The sequence below is a fragment of the Herbaspirillum sp. GW821-FHT09A12 genome (assembly GCF_059418325.1).
In genome coordinates this window covers 190,787-210,077 of sequence record NZ_JBWKPR010000006.1, presented here as the reverse complement: position 1 = coordinate 210,077, position 19,291 = coordinate 190,787, and the positions used below count along the sequence as shown (strand labels likewise).

Here is a 19,291-nt window from a genome sequence, read left to right as displayed (position 1 = left end):
CGCTTCGTTTTTCTCGTCGCTTCGTGTGTCGCGTCAGCAGGGGGCGAACTATAGCAACCCACCTCAACCCACGCAAGTACTTTTTTAAAAATAATGAAAAATAATTTACCCAACTCCTTCCAACCTACTTCGCCTTCACCGCCAAACCCGCGCCAGCACTGGCTTGGCGGCAAGCGGCACCACGAGTGAATAATTCAAAAAGAGCCGGGGCTGCCCCTGACGGGACGGCCCCGGCTCTTTTTCTGCCTGCTCAATTCACTTCTTCAGCCGGCCTTGACGGTAAGTTCGCTCTTCACATCCTGCACGCCTTCGACCCCGGCGGCCAACTGCAATGCATGCTGGCCGACTTCAGCGCTGGGCACCGCCCCCTTGAGCGTCACCACGCCGTCCTTGGTCGTCACCTTGATCTTCATGGCCGATACCTGCTTGTCCCCCACCAGTGCCGCCTTAACCTTGGCGGTAATAACGGAGTCGTCTATATAGGCGCCGGCTTTCTGGGTGCTCTTGGGCGAACCGCCGGTATCGGCAGTGTCTGCCGCCCGCGCGGCCGGCGCCGCAGCAACGGCCGCGAGGAAAGATGCGGCAACCAGCCTGGCAATGAACTTGGTCTTTTCCATGATGGGTTCCTTATATATAGAGAAGAAAAACGGTGGGCGCCTAAAAAGGCGCCGCCTGCCCTGTTCTTCGCAATCCCCATGCCACCCACTCACTTTTCCAATATTTTCAATGACTTAGGAGAAAGTCCCCCGCCATACATGCGCTCCAGGACCGTCCATATCCCTGCTTTCCGTCTCCTCAAGGCGACAGGGTCATCTGCCGAAATAAGCTAAGTCATTGATTTATAAGGAATCATGCCTGTCGCTCGGCAATGACACTCTCCTCTCCGCCCCTGAACATCCGTGGATCAAGTCCATTCTTTTGCAACAGCCGATAGAACTCGGTGCGGTTGCGATCGGCCAGCCGGGCGGCATCCGACACATTGCCGTCGGTCAACTTCAACAGGCGGATCAGGTAATCCCGCTCGAACTTCTGCTTGGCCTCGGCATAGCGCAGCAGATCCAGCGTCGGCGCATGCAAGGCACGCTGCACCAGCGACGCCGGGATCAGCGGCGCGGTCGACAAGGCGCAAACCTGCTCCACTACGTTATAGAGCTGGCGCACGTTACCCGGCCAATGCGCCAGGCTCAACAGTTCCAGCGCATCGGGCGCGAAGCCGGCCAGGCGCTTGGCATACTTGGCGGCGGTCGTCTTGAGGAAATGGTTGGCCAGCAGCGCAATGTCTTCACGCCGCTCTTCCAGCGACGGCAGGTGCAGCGCCACCACATTGAGCCGGTAATAAAGATCTTCCCGGAACTGCCCCTCGGCCATCGCCGCCTCCAGGTCGCGATGGGTAGCCGAGATGATGCGCACATCCACGCTACTGGACTGGTTGGCGCCGACCTGGCGCAACGTCTTCTCCTGCAGCACGCGCAAAAGCTTGACCTGCAAGGGCATCGGCATATCGCCGATCTCATCCAGGAACAGCGTGCCGCCATCGGCGGCCTGGAACAGGCCTTCCCGGCTGTCCATCGCGCCGGTGAACGCCCCCTTCACGTGGCCGAACAGTTCGGACTCCAGCAACTGCTCGGGAATGGCGCCGCAATTGACCGCGACAAAAGGCTTGTCCGCACGCTGGCTGGCGCGGTGGATGGCGCGCGCCAGCAGTTCCTTGCCGGTCCCGCTGTCGCCACGGATCAGGATGCTGGCATCCGATGCCGCCACCAGCCGCGCCTCGGCCAGCAATTCCGAGACCCGCTGGCTGCGGCTGATCAGGTCGGCTCGCCAGGCCTGGTCTTCCGTTTCGAACGCCGGGGCGGAAAGACTCAGGCCCTGGGCGACCTTCTCCAGCAACAGCGTGCCGTCGAAAGGCTTGGTGAGGTAGGCGAAGGCCCCGCGCGTGGTGGCCTCGACCGCGTCGGGAATGGTGCCGTGGGCGGTCAGCAGGATCACCGGCAAGGTCGGATGGCGGCTGCGGATCTCATCGAACAGCGCCAGGCCGTCCATGCCCGGCAGCCGGACATCGGTGATCACCAGCGACGGCAGCGCGATGGCCAGTTGCGCCAGCGCCGCCTCGGCGCTTTCCACGGCGACCACGCGATGGCCGCTGGCCTTCAGGCGCAGCGTCAGCAGGCGCAACAGGTCGGGATCGTCGTCGACCAGCAATAAGGGGGAAGAATGTCCCATCGGGGCTCCTGTTCCTGATATGGGGAACGGGCCCGACGGGAGATGGCGCTGTTACTTGCCGCCGGCCGGCAGGCTCCGTTCGATGTTCTTGAGGGCCTCAAGCTTGTCGTTGAGCTGGTCCACCTTGCGTTGCGCCTCCTTGAGCTGGATGGACGACTTCTCGGCGTTGTCGGCCACGCGGCGCAAATCGGCGTAAGAGCTGACCAACAGCTGAACCAACGGCTTGAGCTTCTCCGCTTCGACGCTGTTATCGGCCATGACGTTCCACAGTTGGGCTTCGGCCTTGGCCAGATCGATCGGATCGCGCGTCATCGACAGCGCCATGGCGCGCCGCACGTTGTTGGAAGGGCTGGCCGGATAAGCGTTGATGCGCTGCAGTTCGCGCCCCAGCTCGGCCGCCGGCATCTTGCGCAGCACCGCGTTATAGGCCAGCAGCTCATCGGTGTTGCTGGCGGCGTGGATCAGCTTGATATTAGAGGTCGGCGCATCCGGCTGCGCAGCGCAAGCCGCCAGCAAAAGACAGCAGGCCAATAGCAGGATTTTATTTTTCATCAGGCAACTCGATTCTGAAATGCGCGCCGCTCTCGCACGGCATCAACTGCACATAGCCGCTGTGCGCCTGCACATACTCGCGCACCACCGACAGGCCGATGCCATTGCCGCGGCGCGCGCCGGTCGGCTGGTGCAAACCCTGGTAGAACGGTTCGAAGATACGGTTGGCGTCGGTCGGCGCCACACCGGGGCCCTGGTCGATGCATTCTACGCGCACCATCCCCGGCGCATCGGACAGCAAGAAACGGATGAAGCCGCCTTTCGGGCTGAAGCGCACGGCGTTCGACAGCAGGTTGCCCAGCACGATCGCCATCTTCTCCGGATCGACCACCACCGTGCGCGCGGCGCCTTCGATCTCCACCTTCAGCTCGCGCGCCAGCCATTGCAGGCGCTGGTCGTCGATCACCTTGTGCAGCAGCGCACGCAGGTCGACCGGCACCGGCTGGATATGCTGGGCATCGAAGGAAACCTCGTTATAGCGCAACAGGTCCTCGATCTGCGTCTGTAGCGACTGCGTATTCTGGCGCAGGATGCGGGCGATCTCGCGCTGGTTGTCGGAGAGCTCGCCGGCCACGCCATCGTCCAGCAGCGCCGCCCCTTCGCACAAGGCCGACAGCGGCGTCTTCAACTCGTGCGATACATGGCGCAGGAAACGCGACTTCTCCGCCTCCAGGTCCGCCAGGCGCTGGCGCAACCAGTCCAGTTGCTGGCCCAGGCGGCGAATGTCGGCCGGGCCGTGTACCTCGATATGCTGGTCGAAACGGTTATCGCCCAGGCGGCCGATGGCATGCTCCAGCTGCGCCAGCGGGCGCGACAGCCACAGCCCGAAGCAAAACGCCAGCAACACCGCCAGCAGGATGGCGCCGACCACTTGCAACGTCAGCATCTGGCGCTGCTGTTCGAGCGCGGCCGAGAGCGCGTTGTTGCGGCGCTCGACTTCGAGCCGGCTTTCCTGCGACACGCGCTCGTTCAACGGCGGCAGGCGGGCGAAGTCCTGGAACACCTTCAACTGTTCGGACTTGTCCTTGCGCGATTCGGAATCCAGCACGGCCGCCGCCTCGTCGGCATATACGCCCCATTGGCTGAAGATGTCGCGCGGCGCCATCGGCAACGAATCGGACAGCTCGCCCAACGCTTCCCTGGCCTGGTCGCGCGCCTCCACGAAACGGTCGCGGAAGGCCGGATCGTCCAGCACCAGGTATTGGCGCGCGCTGCGTTCCATCGCCACGGTACGCTCGGCCAGGCGTTGCGCGGCCTCGGTCAGTTGCACCGCCTGGCGCGCCGTGTCGCTGCTGTTGGTGGCCATGCGGTCCAGCGTAAACAACGCATGGACGGAGGTACCGCTCAACAGCGCGGCGATCAGCAGGAACGCGGCCAGCAGCAACTGCCGGAACGACAATCCAAGATAGCCGGGCCTGGCGGCAGGCTGTGTCGCCAGATTAGAGGTGTGCTCGATGGCGTTCTGCATGCGATTGATTAGGATCCTCACAAGATTTTCGGTGACATCCTGGCATTCATGCCCTCTCGGAAACCTGCCGAAGCGCTCTCCGAAGGGCCGTACAAATACGCTTTCAGGATAAGGGCGAGGTACAAAACCCAGGCAAACCGTGTGGCCTGGATGCCGCAACCGGCCTGAAGGGCCGTTGAACGGCTCCAGCGGGAAGTGCGAACAAGGTTCTCAGCCCTGCTTCGCATCCGGACCGTCCCTCCGGCACGCCATCGCTCTTTTGTTTGTTATCGGTCGACAGCTGCCGCAGGAAAGCCTGATGCGGGCTCCCATTGTAATCAAGATGAGCTTTCCAGAAAAATTTCTATGCGTTGTCATATCGGCAACGCATGTATCCCGGGCCAAGCGGCGAGGCCGTCATGACAATGGCCCGATCGGCCGATGGCGCCGATCGGGCCGGACGACGCCCTCAAGCCTGCGGGCCGACGAAGTCCAGGAGCGTCATGGCCACTACCTTGGTGGCCTTCTTCAAGTCGTCCAGCGCCAGGTTCTCATCGGCCTGCTTGGCATTCGATTCCATCAGCGTGCGCGGGCCGGCGCCGAACAGCACCACCGGGATGCCATGCTCGCCATACAGGCGCGCATCGGTATACAGCGCCGAACCGTTGGTGGCCAGCGTCTCGCCCATGACTTCCTGCGCATTGCGCAACAGGCTGTCGACCAGCTTCTCGTGGCCCGGCAGCGGGCGCAGCGCGCGCGCCAGCAGCAGGCGGCGGATCTCGACCCGGATGCCGGGCAAACCGGCCACCGCATCCTCGATCATCTTGCGCACGCCGGCTTCGACCTGCGCCGGATCCTCTTCCGGGATCATGCGCCGGTCCATCTTCAGCACCACCTTGCCCGGCACCACGTTGGTGTTGGTGCCGCCGTCGATGCGGCCGACGATCATGGTCGGGTGGCTGATGCCGGGGATCGCCGAACGGATATCCTTCAGGCCCGGTACCGCCGCATAGATGGCATTGAGAATGGCGGTTGCCGCCTGCAAGGCGTCGTGGCCGGTTTCGGGCATGGAGCCGTGAGTCGCCTTGCCATTGACGGTGACTTCAAACTGCAGGCAGGCATTGTGGGCGGTGACGATGTTGTAGCTGAAGCCGGCCGCGATCACGAAGTCAGGTTTGGTCAGCTTCTGCTCCAGCAGCCAGCCGGGGCCGAGCAGGCCGCCGAACTCTTCATCGTAGGTGAAATGCAGTTCCAGCGCGCCGCGCAGATCGACGCCCAGCGCCTCCAGCGCGCGCACCGCGAAGATATAGCTGGCGAAGTCGCTCTTGGAAACCGCCGACGCGCGGCCGTAGATGCGGCCGTCGGCGATCTCGCCGCCGTAGGGATCGTGGCGCCAGCCCTCGCCCGGCGGCACCACGTCGCCGTGGGCATTGAGCGCCACGGTCGGCCCGCCGGCGGCGTAAGGGCGACGCACGATCAGGTTGGTCACGCTTTGCATGCCGTAGTCGGCCACCTGCTGCTGCGGCACCGCATGCTTTTCGGCATTCCAGCCCCAGGCCTTGACCAGCTCGGCCACCGCATCCGCATGCGGCGCGTTGTTGCCGGGCGGGGTATCGGTGGGAATGCGGATCAGCTGCTGCAGGACGCCGACTTCCTCATCGAAATGCTGGTCGATCCATGCACACAGGCGCTGCGACAACTGCTTATTGGACATGCTTGCGACTCCATCATCAAAACGCGCCGGCCGCGCCGGCGCAAACCGCCATCATAGCGCACCATCCCGCCAGCAGGCACCGTCGCCAGCAAACCCCGCGTTTCCCCGCTATCATTGAACGCCGCCTCAACCGAGGGCCGGCCGGAGCCAATGCCGGAAACAGGCTCTTCTATATCAACAGACAAGCGGCGCACCTTGCCGCTAGCAGGCATACCGCCCTACCTCGCCCAACCACATGTCATCGCTGCCCTCATCCACCGGCGCCGCCGAACCCGCCCATCACCTGGTCATCGCCGGCGAAGGCCTGCCGCCCGAACAACGCGGCCGCGCCATCATGACGCTGCTCATCGCCGTCGGCCTGGCCACGCTGGACACCGCCATCGCCAATACCGCCCTGCCGGCCATGGCGCTGGACCTCAATACCACGCCGGCAGGCTCGGTCTGGATCGTCACCGCTTACCAGCTGGCCATGATGGTGTCGCTGCTGCCGCTGGCGGCGCTGGGCGAAATCGTCGGCTATCGCCGCATCTACGTCTGGGGACTGGTGCTGTTTACCGCCGCCTCGCTGCTGTGCGCGGTCGCGTGGTCGCTGCCCACGCTGGTCATCGCCCGCTTCCTGCAAGGACTGGGCGGGGCCGGGATCATGAGCGTCAACACCGCGCTGATCCGCTTCATCTATCCCACCCGCTCGCTGGGCCGGGGCGTCGGCCTGAACACGCTGATCGTGGCCATCGCCTTCACCGTCGGCCCCAGCGTCGCCTCCGGCATCCTCGCCATCGCGCCGTGGCCGTGGCTGTTCGCGGTCAACGTGCCGCTGGGCATCGTCGCCATCGTGCTGGCGCTGCCTTCGCTGCCGCACACCGCGCTGTCCAAACATGCATTCGATGTGCGCAGCGCGCTGCTCAATGCCGCCGCCTTCGGCCTGCTGATCCTGGCCATCGGCGAAGGCGCGCACCAGGCCCAGGCCAGCGTAGTCGGCATCGAACTGGCGGCGGCCATCGTATGCGGGCTGTTCCTGCTGCGCCGCGAGGCCTTGCACCCGGCGCCGATGCTGCCGGTCGACCTGTTCCGCCACCCCATGTTCTCGCTGTCGGCGATCACCGCCGTGTGTTCCTTCGCCGCGCAAGGCCTGGCCTTCGTCTCGCTGCCCTTCTTCTTCCACCACGACCTCGGCCGCAGCCAGGTCGAAATCGGCCTGCTGATGACCCCGTGGCCGGTGGCCGTGGCCATCATGGCGCCGATCGCGGGCCGCATGTCCGACCATTATCCGGCCGGCATCCTCGGCGGCATCGGCCTGGCGCTGCTATGTGCGGGCCTGTTGTCGATGACCTTCATGCCGGCCGCGCCCAGCGTGTGGGAAATCAGCTGGCGCATGCTGTTGTGCGGCATGGGTTTCGGCTTCTTCCAGTCGCCCAACCTGAAAGCCCTGATGACCAGCGCGCCGCCGCACCGCAGCGGCGGCGCTTCCGGCATCGTGGCCACGGCGCGCTTGCTGGGCCAAAGCATCGGCGCGGCACTGGTGGCGCTGTGCTTCAATCTGTCGGAAAGCCAGGGATCGCGTTTCGCGCTGGGTTGCGGCGCCGCCTTCGCCGGCGCGGCCTGCCTGGCCAGCTTCCTGCGTCTGCTGACCAAGAACCCGTATGCGCCGCCGCTGAAAAAATAAGGCAAGAAAACCGATGGCGGCAACGCCATCCGGCATGGCCGGGCTCAGTCGCGCTGGGTGAAGGCCGCGGTCGAGGCCAGCTCGTTGAGCAGCGCCACGGTGGCGCAATTGGAGACCAGGTAAGGATTCAGTTCGCCGCACACCGAATATTTCAGCAGCAGCGAACGATTGATCTTGTCCAACCGGATCTTGCCCATGGTCCATGACGAGTACTGCCGTTCGTCGATCGACTCATACCCCAGCAACACCAGGTCGTGATGGCGCTCGTCGCGCTGCAACTGGCCATACATCTGGTTCACCTGGTCGCGCCCGCCCTCCAGCACCTGCACGAAGATGGCCTCGCTGTAGCACAGCACGCCGGTGATCCCCTGCCGGGGATTGTGCTTGCGCGCGCTGGCCAGGATGGCCTCGACCACCTCGTGGGAAATCGGGCTGTGTGCGCGGCTTGCATAGATCAGACGAACTAACATAATGAGAACTCATTTGATGAATAGGCCTGAGTGCGAGCTTACCCCATTTGGGATGAAGTGCAAGGCGCGCAACGCCGCCAGCGCCCTTTCTGGGCAGAACACATCTCACGCCTGTTCACGCAATGAGTTCTAACCTCGTTGACGTTGGGAAATCAGCGCCAGGAATTCGCGCCGCAGGTTGGCGTCGCGCAAGAAGGAGCCGCGCATGACGCTGTTGATCATCTTCGACTCCATATCCTTCACGCCGCGCCAGTGCATGCAGAAATGGTCGGCTTCCATCACGATGGCCAGGCCGTCCGGCTGCAGTTTCTGCATCAGCAGGTCGGCCGCCTGCGACACCGCCTCTTCCTGGATCTGCGGGCGGCTCATCACCCACTCCAGCAGGCGCACGTACTTCGACAGGCCGATCAGGTTGGAATGCTCGTTGGGCATCACCCCCACCCACACCTTGCCCATGATCGGGCACAGGTGGTGCGAGCAGGCGCTGCGCACGGTGATCGGGCCGACAATCATCAGTTCATTGAGGCGCTCGATGTTGGGAAACTCGGTCACCGCCGGCGGCGCCTGGTAACGGCCGCGGAAGACTTCGTTGAGATACATCTTGGCCACGCGCTTGGCGGTGTCCTGGGTATTGTGGTCGCTCTCGACATCGATGACGAGGCTTTCCAGCACCGCCGCCAGCTTGCCCTGCACTTCAGCCTGCAGCTGTTCCAGCTCGCCGTCTTCGATGAAGGCGGCGATATTGTCGTTGGCGTGAAAGCGCACGCCGGCGGCCTTGATGCGCTCGCGGATGCGTGCCGACACGAGTTGCTCATGCACGCTGGGCTGGTTTTTTTCTGTTGCCATGATTGGGTGCGGGTGCCCCGGACGGGCCCGCCGTATCGGTGGAATAACCGCCATTATGCCCCGAAAAGGACATCCCATCAGGCGCGGCGGCCGCCACGAACCTCCGGAACATCCGTCGGCGGGCACCGCTTGCATGAGAAATACGCCGCAAATACCCGGCATTTCCGCGGCTTGACCATGGCTGATTTTTGTTTGCAGGCATTTACACCGGATTAACCCCCGCTTACACCGTTCGCGAACATTATCCGCAACACGAGCCGCCGCGTATTGCACATATGCCGCCGGCGCTCGGTAGCGCCAGACAGTCCAGTCCGGCCGTCAATTCTCGGGGGGGATCGCCATGAAGTTCCAATATCGTCTGGCCGGCGCATGCGCGCTGGCCGCATCGCTGTCAGCCTGCTACAGCCCGGCGCCGATGGTGAGCGGCCCGACCAGCGTACGACCATCCTATCCGGTGGCCAACGTCGAGAACAACGGCGCCATCTTCCGCGTCTCCAGCGCGCAGCTGTTCGAGGAGCCGACCACCTACAACGTCGGCGACATCATCAAGATCGACATCTCCGAATCCATCAGCGGCAGCAACAAGTCGGCCACCACCAACAGCACCGACACCACCCTGTCGCAGAAGGGCCCCGGCTCATCGGCGCCGCTGGGCGGACTGTTTACCCAACTGTATGACGCCAACTATTCGGCCGCCGGCAGCAATACGTTCAAGGGCTCCGGCGACACCAGCAACAGCAACACCATGACCGGCACGCTGATGGTCTCCATCGTCGAAGTGCTGCCCAACCGCAACCTGGTGGTGGCGGGGGAAAAGCGCATCGGCATCAACAGCAACGTCAACACGCTGCGCTTCTCCGGCGTGGTGCGTACGCGCGACATCCGCGGCGGCGTGGTGGCGTCGGCCAACGTGGCCGATGCGCGCCTGGAGCAAGTGGGCGGCGGCACGGTCGCGGACGCCAGCACGGACAGCGGGTTTTTCCGCCGCCTGCTGACGATCTGGTAAGCCGGCGCGTGGCCGGCATGCGCGCCGCGACGGCGCGCGCAAGAACGGCAACCGAGGTTGCCGTTCTTCATGTTGCCTGGTGAAGTTCAGTAGCCGCCGCTGGCGCTCTTGACGCCTTGCGGCGAGTTGTCGGCGATGATCGCGGGGTTGCCCGGCAACAGCGCATCCACCAGCGGGCCCAGCTTGTCGTTGACGCTGGCCCACTTGTCCTGCCCGAAGGAGCCGATGCGGTATTGGGCCGAACCCAGCACGCGGCCATCGCGGCGCAGCGTCAGGGCGGCATAGGTGAGGTAAGGGGTATAGGCATCGGAGAACACCTTGGTGTCCCATTTGACGTAGCCGACATAGGTCAGCGTCACCGGGCAACCGACGGATTGGGTGCCGGCGTCATACACGCGGCTCGACACGCCGTGCTTTTGCAGTTCAATCTGCAAGCCCGGCACAAAATCGCTCAAGGCCAGGGCGCCGTTCCACTCGATGCAGATTTCGCGGATCGGGTCCTTGCTGTAGACGACGGGATTGATCGGCGGATTGGGCGTCATCCCCTTCACGCCGGATGCGGCGTATCCGACCACGCTGGCGGCATCGACCAGCGGATTGGACGACATCACGATGCAACCCGACAATGACGATGCCAGCAATGTAGCGGAAATGATGGTGCGCATGATGCTCCCCCCGGAACGGAACCCAGTTCGACAGACACGGGCTCCAGGCTGGATATCATATCCGCGCGGATTCCCGCGCCAGGCTTGTTTTACCTTGATTTACGCTGCGTCCGCGCATGCTTTACAGCCGGCATTTTCCGCCTACATTTCCCGCCTGCGCGCGCCATGGCACAATGCCCCCGCACGATGTTCCCTTGTCCACAGGAGATCCGAATGAAGCCATCCATCCCGCGCCCGCTGCTTGCCGCCCTCGCGCTGGCCGGCATCTGCCACACCGCCCACGCCGATACGCTGGCCTCCGAAAGCGAGATCCGGCCGCTGGCCGACAAGATCATGGCGCAGGCCGGCGCCGGCCGCACCGACGACGCCTACGGCGCGATGTCGCCTTACGCATTGATCGACATCCGCGCGCTGGAGGCGGCCCGCGTCAACGCGCGCAGCTCGCGCATGGCGATCGAAGCGCAGGTCGGCAATTCAGTCGGTTACGAATTCATCCGTTCGGAGAAGGTCGGCGACTCGCTGCTCAAGCTGACCTATATCGAGAAGACCGAGAAGCAGGCCATTCCCTGGCAGTTCATCTTCTACAAGACGCCGGCCGGTTGGGCCATCAGCGCTTTCAGCAACGGCGACAACGTGGACGCGCTGTTCGATCGCTGACCAACGTGTAGATCCGCTGCGCGGCGCCAGGCTCAGATCGCCCGCTGCGGCTCCAGATCATCGCTTTCGATATCGGTCGCCACGCCGGCGATCTTGTCGGCGATGATGCGGCTGGAACCGCAGGCCGTGGTCCAGCCGTTCGACCCGTGCCCGGCATTGAGCCACAGGTTGGCATAGGGCGTCTTGCCGATCAGCGGCGCGCCGTCCGGCGTCATCGGCCGCAGGCCGGCCCAGTATTCGACCCTGGCCAGGTCTGCCCCGTTGGGATAAAGGTTCTTCAAGGACTTGATCGCGGTGGCGCAGTCGCGCGGCGTGACCTTGGTGTCCCAGCTGCCGATCTCGGCCGTGCCGGCCGCGCGGATGTGCTTGCCCATGCGGGTGATCGCCACCTTGTAATACTCATCCATGACGCCGCTCCTGGGCGCGCCGTCGGGGTCGGCCACCGGCACCGTGATGGCGTAGCCCTTGACCGGATAGATCGGCAGATCCAGGCCCAAAGGCTTCAACATCGGCACCGATGCGGCGGCGCAGGCCACCACATAGGCATCGGCCTGCAGCGTGCCGGCGCTGGTGCGCACCCCCGCCACCCGGCCGCCGGCGACCTCGATGCCTTCCACCGTCGTCGACAGGCGGAACGCCACGCCCTGCGTCTTGAGCCACGCCGCCAGCGCGCGGGCGAACAGCGGGCAGTTGCCGGTCTCATCCATGGGCAGCAGCAGCCCGCCCTTCAATTCATTGCGCGCCGCGCGCAAACCCGGGTCGAAGGCCACGCAGCCGTCGCCATCGAGCAGCTCGAACGGCACCCCGGCCTCGGCCAGCACCCTGGTCGACAAGCCCGCGTTGTCCACCCCTTCCTGGCTACGGAACAACTGCAGGTTGCCGCCGCTGGTCTGCTCATACTGGATGTCCAGGCGCTCGCGGATCTGCTTCAACTGCGAGTGGCTGTAACGCGCCAGGCGGCCCATGCGCGCCTTGTTGACGGCATAGCGCTCAGGCGTGCATTGCGCCAGGAAGGTCTTGAGCCACTTCCATTGGTGCGCGTCCAGCCGCGGCGTAAACCGCAGCGCGGCTTCGATGCCCAGCCAGCTCTGCAGCGACCACTTGAGCGACTTGGCCGGCATGCCCGGCGCCGCCCAGGGCGTGGCGTAGGAGGGACAGACGTGGCCGGCGTTGCCGACACTGGTCTCGGCCGCCACGTCGGCACGGCGTTCGACCACGGTGACCTCATGGCCGCGCTCGCGGAGAAAATAAGCGGTGGTGACGCCGACGATGCCGGCGCCAAGCACGATGATGCGCATGGTGTTCTCAGAGATGGATAGATGAGTTAAAGGGTCAGTCCGCCGTCCACATGCCAGATTTGGCCGGTGACATAGGAAGCCGCGGGGCTGAGCAGGAAGCCGATGACATTGGCGATCTCCTGCGGCTGCCCCAAGCGGCGCAACGGGATGCGGTCGAGCGCGGCCTGCCAGGCAGCCGGGTCGATGGCCGATTTGGCCGGGTCGCTTTTTTGCACATAACCGGGCGCGACCGCGTTGACCGTGACGCCGGCCGGCGCCAGCTGCACCGCCAGCGATTTCACCAGCGCCTCGATGCCGGCCTTGGCCGCGGCCGATGCCGGAAAGCCCGATTCGCCCAAGCGGAATACATGCGCCACGAAGGAACTGACCGCCACCACCCGCCCCGAGCCGGACGCTTGCAATGCCTCCTTGCAGGCGGTCGTCAGCCGGAAGAATCCCGAGAGCAGCGCATCGAGCGAACGCGACCAGTCGGCATCCGACAGTTCACCGATACGCTTGCGGTCGGCGAAGCCGGCATTGGCCACCAGCGCATCGAGCCGGCCGAACTCATCCAGCGCCGTATCGCGCAGCAATGACGCGGTGCCGGGCTCGGCCATGTCGCCCAAGGCCAGCACGCAGCGTGCGCCTTGTTCGCCGCAGCGCTGCGCGGTGGCTTGCAGTTCAGCGGAGTCGCTGCGCGCATGCAGCACCAGCGACACGCCGGGCCTGGCCACCGAGACGGCGACCGCCGCGCCGATGCCGCGCGCGGCGCCGGTGATGAGGATGGTACGGTGCGCATCGGCGGAAGGGAGGGAAGGGGAAATCTGGCTCATGGTCGTTGTCGGATTGGGCGCTTTCCCAATCGCTGGGAAAGCCGGCGGGCGGCGTATTCAAGCACGTCGCAGCGAGTGCGCTATTTTAGAACTCATTTCATCAACAGGCGCGGGATGCGTTTCAACCGAACGCCACCAAACGCCGTAACGGCGTGGGGCGCCAAGCCGATCCGGCATGGCCCGGATGTGTCCGCCGCCGGCCGTTCTCCATTACAATTGCCGGATTCGCGGGTTGCGACCATGCAATCCTTATAAAAGATATCCGTGCCCTCCCCCATGCCTTCCCGAGACTTGCCAGCGACAGCGGCCCATGCCCGAAACCGTGGCCTTGCGGCATGGATCATGCTTGGACACCCCGCATCCCGCCCGCTCCGAACCAGGCCTCTGGTTCATATTGAATCGTATTGAAGGAAAACCGCAGATGTATCAATGGGACTTCGGCTCGCTCTGGCAATTCAGGAGCATCATCGGCATCGGCTTCGTCTACACGCTGGGCTATACCGTGGCCTGTATCGCGCTGGGCCTCCTGGTCGGGCTGGCGGTCGGCCTCGGCCGCCTCTCTTCCAACCCGTTCATCTCGGGGCCGCTGCGCGCCTTCGTCGAAGTGTTCCGTTGCACCCCGGTGCTGGTGCAGCTGGTGTGGTTCTACTACGCGCTGCCGGTGCTGCTGGGCATCGAGATGTCGGCCGGCACCGCCGCCATGCTGTCGCTGGCGCTGTATGGCGGTGCGTTCTACTCGGAAATCATCCGCGGCGGCATCGTCTCGATCGATGTCGGCCAGTCCGAAGCCGGCTGGGCGCTGGGCATGACCCGCTTCCAGCTGATGAAGCGCGTGATCCTGCCGCAGGCGTTCAAGCGCATGACCCCGCCGCTGGTGAACCAGTCCATCATGCAACTGAAGAACACCTCGCTGCTGTCGGTGCTGGCCGTGCCCGACCTGCTCTACCAGGGCCAGATCATCGCCCACGAGACCTATCGCCCGCTGGAAATCTATACCCTGGTCGCGATCATCTATTTCCTGATCCTGCTGCCCGCCACCATCTGGGCCAAGCGCCTGGAAACCCGCCTGTCGGCGCAGCACGGTTAAGGAACGCTTAAGGAACCAATGATGAGCAACGGCAATTCGATGATCCAGATCAGCAACCTCAAGAAGGCCTTCGGCGACCATGTGGTGCTCAAGGACATTTCCATCCAGATTGACCGCGGCTGCGTGGTCGCCATGATCGGGCCGTCCGGCTCGGGCAAGTCGACCCTGCTGCGCTGCCTGAACCTGCTGACCGTGCCGGACCAGGGTTCGGTGCGCATCGGCGAGCGCCACTTCGACTTCGACAGCAAGAACGGGAAGCAAGCGCGCCTGCCCAAGGACAAGGAGCTGGCCGGCTTCCGCGCCCGCACCGGCATGGTGTTCCAGCACTTCAACCTGTTCCCGCACATGACCGCGCTCGAGAACGTGATGGAAGGCATGCTCACCGTGCTGCGCACGCCCAAGGCCGAAGCCCGCGCCAAGGCCCTGGCGCTGCTGCAGAAAGTCGGCCTGGCCGAACGCGCCGACATGTATCCGCAAAAGCTTTCCGGCGGCCAGAAGCAGCGCATCGCCATCGCCCGCGCGCTGGCCATGCAGCCGGACGTGATGCTGTTCGACGAAGCCACCTCGGCGCTCGACCCCGAACTGGTAGGTGAAGTCCTGAACGTGATCCGCAGCCTGGCAGCCGACGGCATGACCATGATCCTGGTCACCCACGAGATCGCCTTCGCGCGCGAAGTGGCCGACCAGGTGGTGTTCATGCGCGATGGCGTGGTGGTGGAAGCCGGCCCGCCGTCGCAGGTCATCGACAACCCGCAACAGGCGGCGACCCAGGCGTTCCTGGCGCGCTTCAACGCCTGACCGTCCATGATCGCCCACATAGCGACCACATGAAAACGCGGCTCGACACCCTCGACGACACCGACCGCAACCTGATCGCGCTGCTGCAGGTGTCGGCGCGCGAAAGCGTGGCCAACCTGGCGCGCAAGCTGGGCGTGGCGCGCACCACCGTGGTGGCGCGCCTGGCCCGGCTGGAAAAGAACGGCATCATCGCCGGCTACACCGTCAAGCTGGGCCAGGAAGTGACCGACAACGCGCTGCGCGCGTATGTCGGCATCACAGTCGAGGCCAAGGCCGCGCGCGACGTCTTGAAGCGCTTCAAGCGCATGCCCGAGATCGAACTGCTATGTTCGGTCTCCGGCGAATTCGACTACGTCGCCTGGCTGCGCGCCTCCTCCGCCGAACGGCTCGACCAGCTGCTCGACGAGATCGGCGAAATCGACGGCGTCACCCGCACCACCACCTCCATCGTGCTGGCGCGCAAGATCGAGCGCTGATCCCGCGCAGGCCGTCTCTCCCGCATCCGAAAAAAAGCCCCGCAGCTCATCCGAGCGCGGGGCTTGTCGTATGCGGCCATGGCTATGCGTCAGGCCGCCCCGATTCGATTACAGCGGAATCTGCGGCGGCACGTCCTCCGGCTTCACGCCGGAGAACTTCTGCAGGTTGCCCAGCACGGTCGGCTTGATCTTGCCGGCATTGCGTTCGGCCACGATCCACTTATTGATGGTCTCGACCCAGGCCTTGTCGTCTTCCTTGGGCACGCCGATGTTGGTGGAAGTGGCTTCCAGCGGCAGCGGCACGTACATCTTGCCCAGCGACGGGTTCTTCTTGAGGATGTTGAGCGACAGCAGCCACACCAGCACCTGCACGTCGACGCGGCCGGTCTGCAGCGCCAGGGTGGCGTCGTCGGCCTTTTCCAGGCGCACGATGGTGGCGTTGGGGCACACGCGCGAGATCATCTGGTCGTGCGAGGAACCGATGTCCACGGCGATCTTCACTTCCGGCTTGTTCAGGTCGGCCCAGGTCTTGTATTCCTTCTTGGAGACGATGGTGAAGGCGTTCAGGAACAGCGGTTCGGAAAAGCCGATCACTTCACGCCGCGCCGGGGTCGGGTTCATGCCGAAGAAGATGTCGATCTTGCGCGTCTGCAGGTCCAGCACCGAATTGCCCCAGGTGGTTTCGGTGATGTCCAGCTTGACGTTCAGGCTGGCCGCCAGGCTCTTGGCGAAGTCGATCATGAAGCCGCCCCACTCGCCGCTGGCCAGGTCCTTGTTGTAGTACGGCGCCGCGCCGCGCACCGCGCCGATGCGCAGGGTCTTGGTGCGCTGGATGCGCGCGAAGGTGGCTTCGGTGGAAGCCGGCGCGGCGGCTTGCGCGAAGGCATTGGGCAGGTACGACGCGGCGGCGAGGCCGGCGACGTTGGCGATGAAACTGCGGCGGTTGGTCATGGATTCTCCCTGTTTGGCGGATGGCGGCGACTGTTGTGCGTCAAAAATATGTCCGGCAAACAGCCGGACAGCGCCGTTGATTTTAGCCCAGGCGCGGGCGGGTGCGTGGGCAATTGCCGGATGAAATTTGTTGTTGCGGCGTCCTCCGGAGATCCACCGGCCCCGCCCTCCCAACCAACGGGAAACCAGGAAGAATCCGCATCCGGCAGATCGTCGTCCGGACGCAAGCCGGGCCCCGGCCTTTGCCGGGACGATTGCGGATAATTCGACGTTTTGTATTTTCATATAGAACAAAACGTCAGCAAAACCACCATTTCAACGTCAATCTTCATCTTTTTATCGTATGAACCTTTGCCTAGAATGCGCTACAGGGAACATCGAAAAAGGAGCCGCCATGAAGATCGTATTGCTCGGCGCCGGCCACATCGGCCTGGCCATCGCACGCCGCCTGCACGCCTGCGGCGACTATGAGGTGCTGGCCGCCGACCGCGACGCGGCGGCGCTGACGCCGCTGGCGCAACTGGGCGTCGCCACCGAATGCGCCGACTTCAGCGATGCCGCCTGCCTGCAGGCCCTGCTGGCGCGCGGCGACGCCGTCATCAACGCCCTGCCCTGGCACATGGCCATCACTGTGGCCGAAGCCGCGCGCGCGGCCGGCGTGCATTACTTCGACCTGACCGAAGATGTGCAGGCCACGCGCCGCATCATGCAGCTGGCGCAGGACGCCGAATCCGCCTTCATGCCGCAATGCGGGCTGGCGCCGGGTTTCATCGGCATTGCCGCGCACCATCTGGCGCAGGCGTTCGACGACATCGCGGAAATCAAGATGCGGGTCGGCGCGCTGCCGGAGTTCCCCACCAACGAGATCAAGTACAACCTGACCTGGAGCGTGGACGGGCTGGTCAACGAGTACTGCCATCCCTGCGAGGCGATCCGCGATGGCCGCCTGCAGGAAGTGCAGCCGCTGGAAGGCCTGGAACACTTCTCGCTGGACGGCGTCGAGTACGAGGCCTTCAACACCTCCGGCGGCCTGGGCACGCTGTGCGCGACGCTGGCCGGGCGCGCCGCCAACCTCGACTACAAATCGGTGCGTTACCCCGGCCATCGCGACCTGCTGCGCTTCCTGCTGGAAGGGCTGCGCCTGAAGGAGCGACCGGCGCTGTTGAAAGACATATTGCGCAATGCCGTGCCGGCCACCATGCAGGATGTGGTGCTGGTGTTCGTCACCGTCAGCGGCCACCGCAACGGCCAATACCTGCAGCGCGTGTTCAGCCGCAAGGTGTTCGCGCACGAAGCCGATGACGTGCATGAGAGCGCGATCCAGATCACCACCGCCGCCGGCGTATGCGCCGCGCTCGACCTGTTCGTCGCCGGCCGGCTGCCGCAGCGCGGCTTCATCCGCCAGGAGCAGATCGCCTTGCCGGATCTGCTAGGCAACCGCTTCGGCCGCGCGTATGCCGGCAATGACGCGGGAGAAGCGGCGCCTGAACATCCGGCGCGGCGGAGTTACACTGCCCCTATCGCATCCCAGGGAGAACCGCATGACCACCCCAGCCGCCAACCGCTTGCCGCATGATGTGGCCATTGATGCCACCATCGCCGATGCGCAGCTCATCGGCCTGTTGCGCACGCAACGCTCCTCGCAGCAAATCGATTTCCTGCTGCGCGCGCTGCATGTGCCGGCCTGTACCCTCAAGCCCGCGCGCGCGGAAGTGAGCCGGCTGGAACTGGCGCAGGCGCTCAACATGCTGCTGTTCGAAAAGCTGCTGCAGGAAGTGCCGGACGCCGCCGCCTACGTGGCCGACGCCATGGCCGCGGGCGAGCGCATGCACTTCGACCACGGCGCGCTGCGCACGGTGCAGGCCGCCAACACCGGCCTGCTGCCGCCGGGCGAAACCGCCATCACCCGCATCCTGCGTCCGCTGGGTTATGTGCAGAACGGCCTCTATCCGCTGGAACGCATCGGCATGACCGGCCGCACCTACGGCCATGCCGATGCGCCCGAAGAGATCGCCCAGTTCTTCGTCAGCGAATTGCACGCGGATCGCTTCTCGCCGGAGTTTCAGGCCATCGTCGGCCGCGTCATCGGCACCTCGCGCGACCCGCTCGGCGACGATGCCAAGGCCTTGTTGGCACAACTGGAAGCCGACGGCGAACTGCCGCTGGCGGCCGCGCAAGCCTTGCTGCCGGTGCTGCTGTCGTGCTTCGAACGCCAGCACGAACTGCCCAGCCTGGCCGAGTATGAAAGGCTGCGCGCGGAGTCCGCCGAGATGGCCTGGATCGCCACCGAGGGCAATGTCTTCAACCACGCCACCGACCGCGTGCCGGACGTGGAAGCGGTGGCCGAACGGCAACGCGCGCTGGGGCGGCCGATGAAGGACAAGATCGAAGTCTCGCGCAACGGCCGTGTGCGCCAAACCGCCTATCGCGCCTGCACCGTGCAGCGCCCGATGCGCGATGAGCATGGCGCGGTGGTGCAGAAGGCGGTGCCGGGTTCTTTCTACGAATTCATCTCGCGCGACCGTTACATCGACGAACAGGGTGTGCAACGCCTGGACCTCAGCTTCGACAGCGGCAATGCGCAAGGCATCTTCAAGATGACCGCCAGCGGCGGCATGTAAGCGAC

General features: G+C 64.6%; 19 protein-coding genes. 8 read left to right on the top strand and 11 right to left on the bottom strand.

Annotated elements, in window-relative coordinates:
- Window positions 1–263: 263 nt before the first annotated feature.
- The 5 genes from AC07N6_RS15605 to AC07N6_RS15585 form a co-directional block, all read right to left on the bottom strand.
- Window positions 264–617 carry a BON domain-containing protein gene (locus tag AC07N6_RS15605; RefSeq protein WP_494782250.1) on the bottom strand — a complete coding sequence of 118 codons (354 nt, stop codon included), beginning with the start codon at window positions 615–617 and terminating at the stop codon, window positions 264–266.
- A 232-nt stretch (window positions 618–849) separates the two neighbouring features.
- Window positions 850–2,223, bottom strand: coding sequence for a sigma 54-interacting transcriptional regulator (locus AC07N6_RS15600; RefSeq protein WP_494782251.1), 1,374 nt, complete (start codon window positions 2,221–2,223; stop codon window positions 850–852).
- A gap of 51 nt (window positions 2,224–2,274) precedes the next feature.
- Window positions 2,275–2,775: a hypothetical protein gene (locus tag AC07N6_RS15595; protein WP_494782252.1), complete on the bottom strand. Its 501-nt coding sequence runs from the start codon at window positions 2,773–2,775 to the stop codon at window positions 2,275–2,277.
- Window positions 2,765–4,243 (bottom strand): HAMP domain-containing sensor histidine kinase, encoded by a 1,479-nt coding sequence (locus tag AC07N6_RS15590; protein WP_494782253.1) that lies wholly within the window; start codon window positions 4,241–4,243, stop codon window positions 2,765–2,767. Before AC07N6_RS15590 ends, AC07N6_RS15595 begins: the two co-directional genes overlap by 11 nt.
- Window positions 4,244–4,691: 448 nt before the next feature.
- Window positions 4,692–5,936: an ArgE/DapE family deacylase gene (locus AC07N6_RS15585; RefSeq protein ID WP_494782254.1), complete on the bottom strand. Its 1,245-nt coding sequence runs from the start codon at window positions 5,934–5,936 to the stop codon at window positions 4,692–4,694.
- A gap of 235 nt (window positions 5,937–6,171) precedes the next feature.
- On the opposite strand from AC07N6_RS15585, the gene AC07N6_RS15580 reads away from it, so the two are divergent.
- Window positions 6,172–7,599, top strand: coding sequence for an MFS transporter (locus tag AC07N6_RS15580; protein WP_494782255.1), 1,428 nt, complete (start codon window positions 6,172–6,174; stop codon window positions 7,597–7,599).
- A 44-nt stretch (window positions 7,600–7,643) separates the two neighbouring features.
- Here the strand turns inward: AC07N6_RS15580 and AC07N6_RS15575 are convergent, their stop codons facing one another.
- Together AC07N6_RS15575 and folE are read right to left on the bottom strand one after the other, a co-directional pair.
- A complete protein-coding gene (locus AC07N6_RS15575; protein ID WP_494782256.1) occupies window positions 7,644–8,069 on the bottom strand; it encodes a BLUF domain-containing protein in 426 nt (141 codons plus the stop codon).
- Window positions 8,070–8,198: 129 nt separating this feature from the next.
- Window positions 8,199–8,915, bottom strand: a complete 717-nt coding sequence (folE, locus tag AC07N6_RS15570) for a GTP cyclohydrolase I (protein ID WP_494782257.1) — start codon at window positions 8,913–8,915, stop codon at window positions 8,199–8,201.
- Window positions 8,916–9,255: 340 nt separating this feature from the next.
- Here folE and AC07N6_RS15565 point away from each other — a divergent pair, with 340 nt between their 5' ends.
- A complete protein-coding gene (locus tag AC07N6_RS15565) occupies window positions 9,256–9,921 on the top strand; it encodes a flagellar basal body L-ring protein FlgH (protein WP_494782258.1) in 666 nt (221 codons plus the stop codon).
- Between the two features lie 86 nt (window positions 9,922–10,007).
- On the opposite strand, the gene AC07N6_RS15560 is transcribed toward AC07N6_RS15565, so the two are convergent.
- The gene (locus AC07N6_RS15560) at window positions 10,008–10,586 is read right to left on the bottom strand and encodes a cell division protein FtsI (RefSeq protein ID WP_494782259.1); all 579 of its coding nucleotides are present in this window, start codon (window positions 10,584–10,586) and stop codon (window positions 10,008–10,010) included.
- A 213-nt stretch (window positions 10,587–10,799) separates the two neighbouring features.
- On the opposite strand from AC07N6_RS15560, the gene AC07N6_RS15555 reads away from it, so the two are divergent.
- Window positions 10,800–11,243: a hypothetical protein gene (locus AC07N6_RS15555; RefSeq protein ID WP_494782260.1), complete on the top strand. Its 444-nt coding sequence runs from the start codon at window positions 10,800–10,802 to the stop codon at window positions 11,241–11,243.
- Between the two features lie 32 nt (window positions 11,244–11,275).
- Here the strand turns inward: AC07N6_RS15555 and AC07N6_RS15550 are convergent, their stop codons facing one another.
- Window positions 11,276–12,541, bottom strand: a complete 1,266-nt coding sequence (locus AC07N6_RS15550; RefSeq protein ID WP_494782261.1) for a D-amino acid dehydrogenase — start codon at window positions 12,539–12,541, stop codon at window positions 11,276–11,278.
- A gap of 26 nt (window positions 12,542–12,567) precedes the next feature.
- A complete protein-coding gene (locus tag AC07N6_RS15545) occupies window positions 12,568–13,353 on the bottom strand; it encodes an SDR family NAD(P)-dependent oxidoreductase (protein ID WP_494782262.1) in 786 nt (261 codons plus the stop codon).
- Between the two features lie 421 nt (window positions 13,354–13,774).
- Here AC07N6_RS15545 and AC07N6_RS15540 point away from each other — a divergent pair, with 421 nt between their 5' ends.
- The 3 genes from AC07N6_RS15540 to AC07N6_RS15530 are packed head-to-tail and all read left to right on the top strand — an operon-like array spanning window position 13,775 to window position 15,714.
- Window positions 13,775–14,440 (top strand): amino acid ABC transporter permease, encoded by a 666-nt coding sequence (locus AC07N6_RS15540; protein ID WP_494782263.1) that lies wholly within the window; start codon window positions 13,775–13,777, stop codon window positions 14,438–14,440.
- Between the two features lie 21 nt (window positions 14,441–14,461).
- The gene (locus AC07N6_RS15535; RefSeq protein WP_494782264.1) at window positions 14,462–15,238 is read left to right on the top strand and encodes an amino acid ABC transporter ATP-binding protein; all 777 of its coding nucleotides are present in this window, start codon (window positions 14,462–14,464) and stop codon (window positions 15,236–15,238) included.
- Window positions 15,239–15,267: 29 nt separating this feature from the next.
- Window positions 15,268–15,714, top strand: coding sequence for an Lrp/AsnC family transcriptional regulator (locus AC07N6_RS15530; protein WP_494782265.1), 447 nt, complete (start codon window positions 15,268–15,270; stop codon window positions 15,712–15,714).
- A 108-nt stretch (window positions 15,715–15,822) separates the two neighbouring features.
- Here AC07N6_RS15530 and AC07N6_RS15525 read toward each other — a convergent pair whose 3' ends face one another.
- On the bottom strand, window positions 15,823–16,665 hold the full coding sequence (locus AC07N6_RS15525) for a transporter substrate-binding domain-containing protein (RefSeq protein ID WP_494782266.1): 843 nt from the start codon (window positions 16,663–16,665) through the stop codon (window positions 15,823–15,825).
- Window positions 16,666–17,059: 394 nt separating this feature from the next.
- Between AC07N6_RS15525 and AC07N6_RS15520 the strand changes: the two genes are divergently transcribed.
- Complete coding sequence (locus tag AC07N6_RS15520) at window positions 17,060–18,241, top strand: saccharopine dehydrogenase C-terminal domain-containing protein (protein WP_494782267.1); 1,182 nt, start codon at window positions 17,060–17,062, stop codon at window positions 18,239–18,241.
- Complete coding sequence (locus tag AC07N6_RS15515; protein ID WP_494782268.1) at window positions 18,207–19,286, top strand: DUF1338 domain-containing protein; 1,080 nt, start codon at window positions 18,207–18,209, stop codon at window positions 19,284–19,286. Before AC07N6_RS15520 ends, AC07N6_RS15515 begins: the two co-directional genes overlap by 35 nt.
- Window positions 19,287–19,291: the final 5 nt, after the last annotated feature.

Bases quoted from the DNA above. Each gene is read 5' to 3' on its own strand.
- AC07N6_RS15600 (WP_494782251.1), bottom strand. From the start codon at position 2,223: ATGGGACATTCTTCCCCCTTATTGCTGGTCGACGACGATCCCGACCTG.
- AC07N6_RS15585 (WP_494782254.1), bottom strand. From the start codon at position 5,936: ATGTCCAATAAGCAGTTGTCGCAGCGCCTGTGTGCATGGATCGACCAG.
- AC07N6_RS15535 (WP_494782264.1), top strand. From the start codon at position 14,462: ATGAGCAACGGCAATTCGATGATCCAGATCAGCAACCTCAAGAAGGCC.
- AC07N6_RS15550 (WP_494782261.1), bottom strand. From the start codon at position 12,541: ATGCGCATCATCGTGCTTGGCGCCGGCATCGTCGGCGTCACCACCGCT.
- AC07N6_RS15530 (WP_494782265.1), top strand. From the start codon at position 15,268: ATGAAAACGCGGCTCGACACCCTCGACGACACCGACCGCAACCTGATC.
- AC07N6_RS15525 (WP_494782266.1), bottom strand. From the start codon at position 16,665: ATGACCAACCGCCGCAGTTTCATCGCCAACGTCGCCGGCCTCGCCGCC.
- folE (WP_494782257.1), bottom strand. From the start codon at position 8,915: ATGGCAACAGAAAAAAACCAGCCCAGCGTGCATGAGCAACTCGTGTCG.
- AC07N6_RS15555 (WP_494782260.1), top strand. From the start codon at position 10,800: ATGAAGCCATCCATCCCGCGCCCGCTGCTTGCCGCCCTCGCGCTGGCC.
- AC07N6_RS15605 (WP_494782250.1), bottom strand. From the start codon at position 617: ATGGAAAAGACCAAGTTCATTGCCAGGCTGGTTGCCGCATCTTTCCTC.
- AC07N6_RS15520 (WP_494782267.1), top strand. From the start codon at position 17,060: ATGAAGATCGTATTGCTCGGCGCCGGCCACATCGGCCTGGCCATCGCA.
- AC07N6_RS15540 (WP_494782263.1), top strand. From the start codon at position 13,775: ATGTATCAATGGGACTTCGGCTCGCTCTGGCAATTCAGGAGCATCATC.
- AC07N6_RS15565 (WP_494782258.1), top strand. From the start codon at position 9,256: ATGAAGTTCCAATATCGTCTGGCCGGCGCATGCGCGCTGGCCGCATCG.
- AC07N6_RS15545 (WP_494782262.1), bottom strand. From the start codon at position 13,353: ATGAGCCAGATTTCCCCTTCCCTCCCTTCCGCCGATGCGCACCGTACC.
- AC07N6_RS15515 (WP_494782268.1), top strand. From the start codon at position 18,207: ATGACCACCCCAGCCGCCAACCGCTTGCCGCATGATGTGGCCATTGAT.
- AC07N6_RS15580 (WP_494782255.1), top strand. From the start codon at position 6,172: ATGTCATCGCTGCCCTCATCCACCGGCGCCGCCGAACCCGCCCATCAC.
- AC07N6_RS15590 (WP_494782253.1), bottom strand. From the start codon at position 4,243: ATGCAGAACGCCATCGAGCACACCTCTAATCTGGCGACACAGCCTGCC.
- AC07N6_RS15575 (WP_494782256.1), bottom strand. From the start codon at position 8,069: ATGTTAGTTCGTCTGATCTATGCAAGCCGCGCACACAGCCCGATTTCC.
- AC07N6_RS15595 (WP_494782252.1), bottom strand. From the start codon at position 2,775: ATGAAAAATAAAATCCTGCTATTGGCCTGCTGTCTTTTGCTGGCGGCT.
- AC07N6_RS15560 (WP_494782259.1), bottom strand. From the start codon at position 10,586: ATGCGCACCATCATTTCCGCTACATTGCTGGCATCGTCATTGTCGGGT.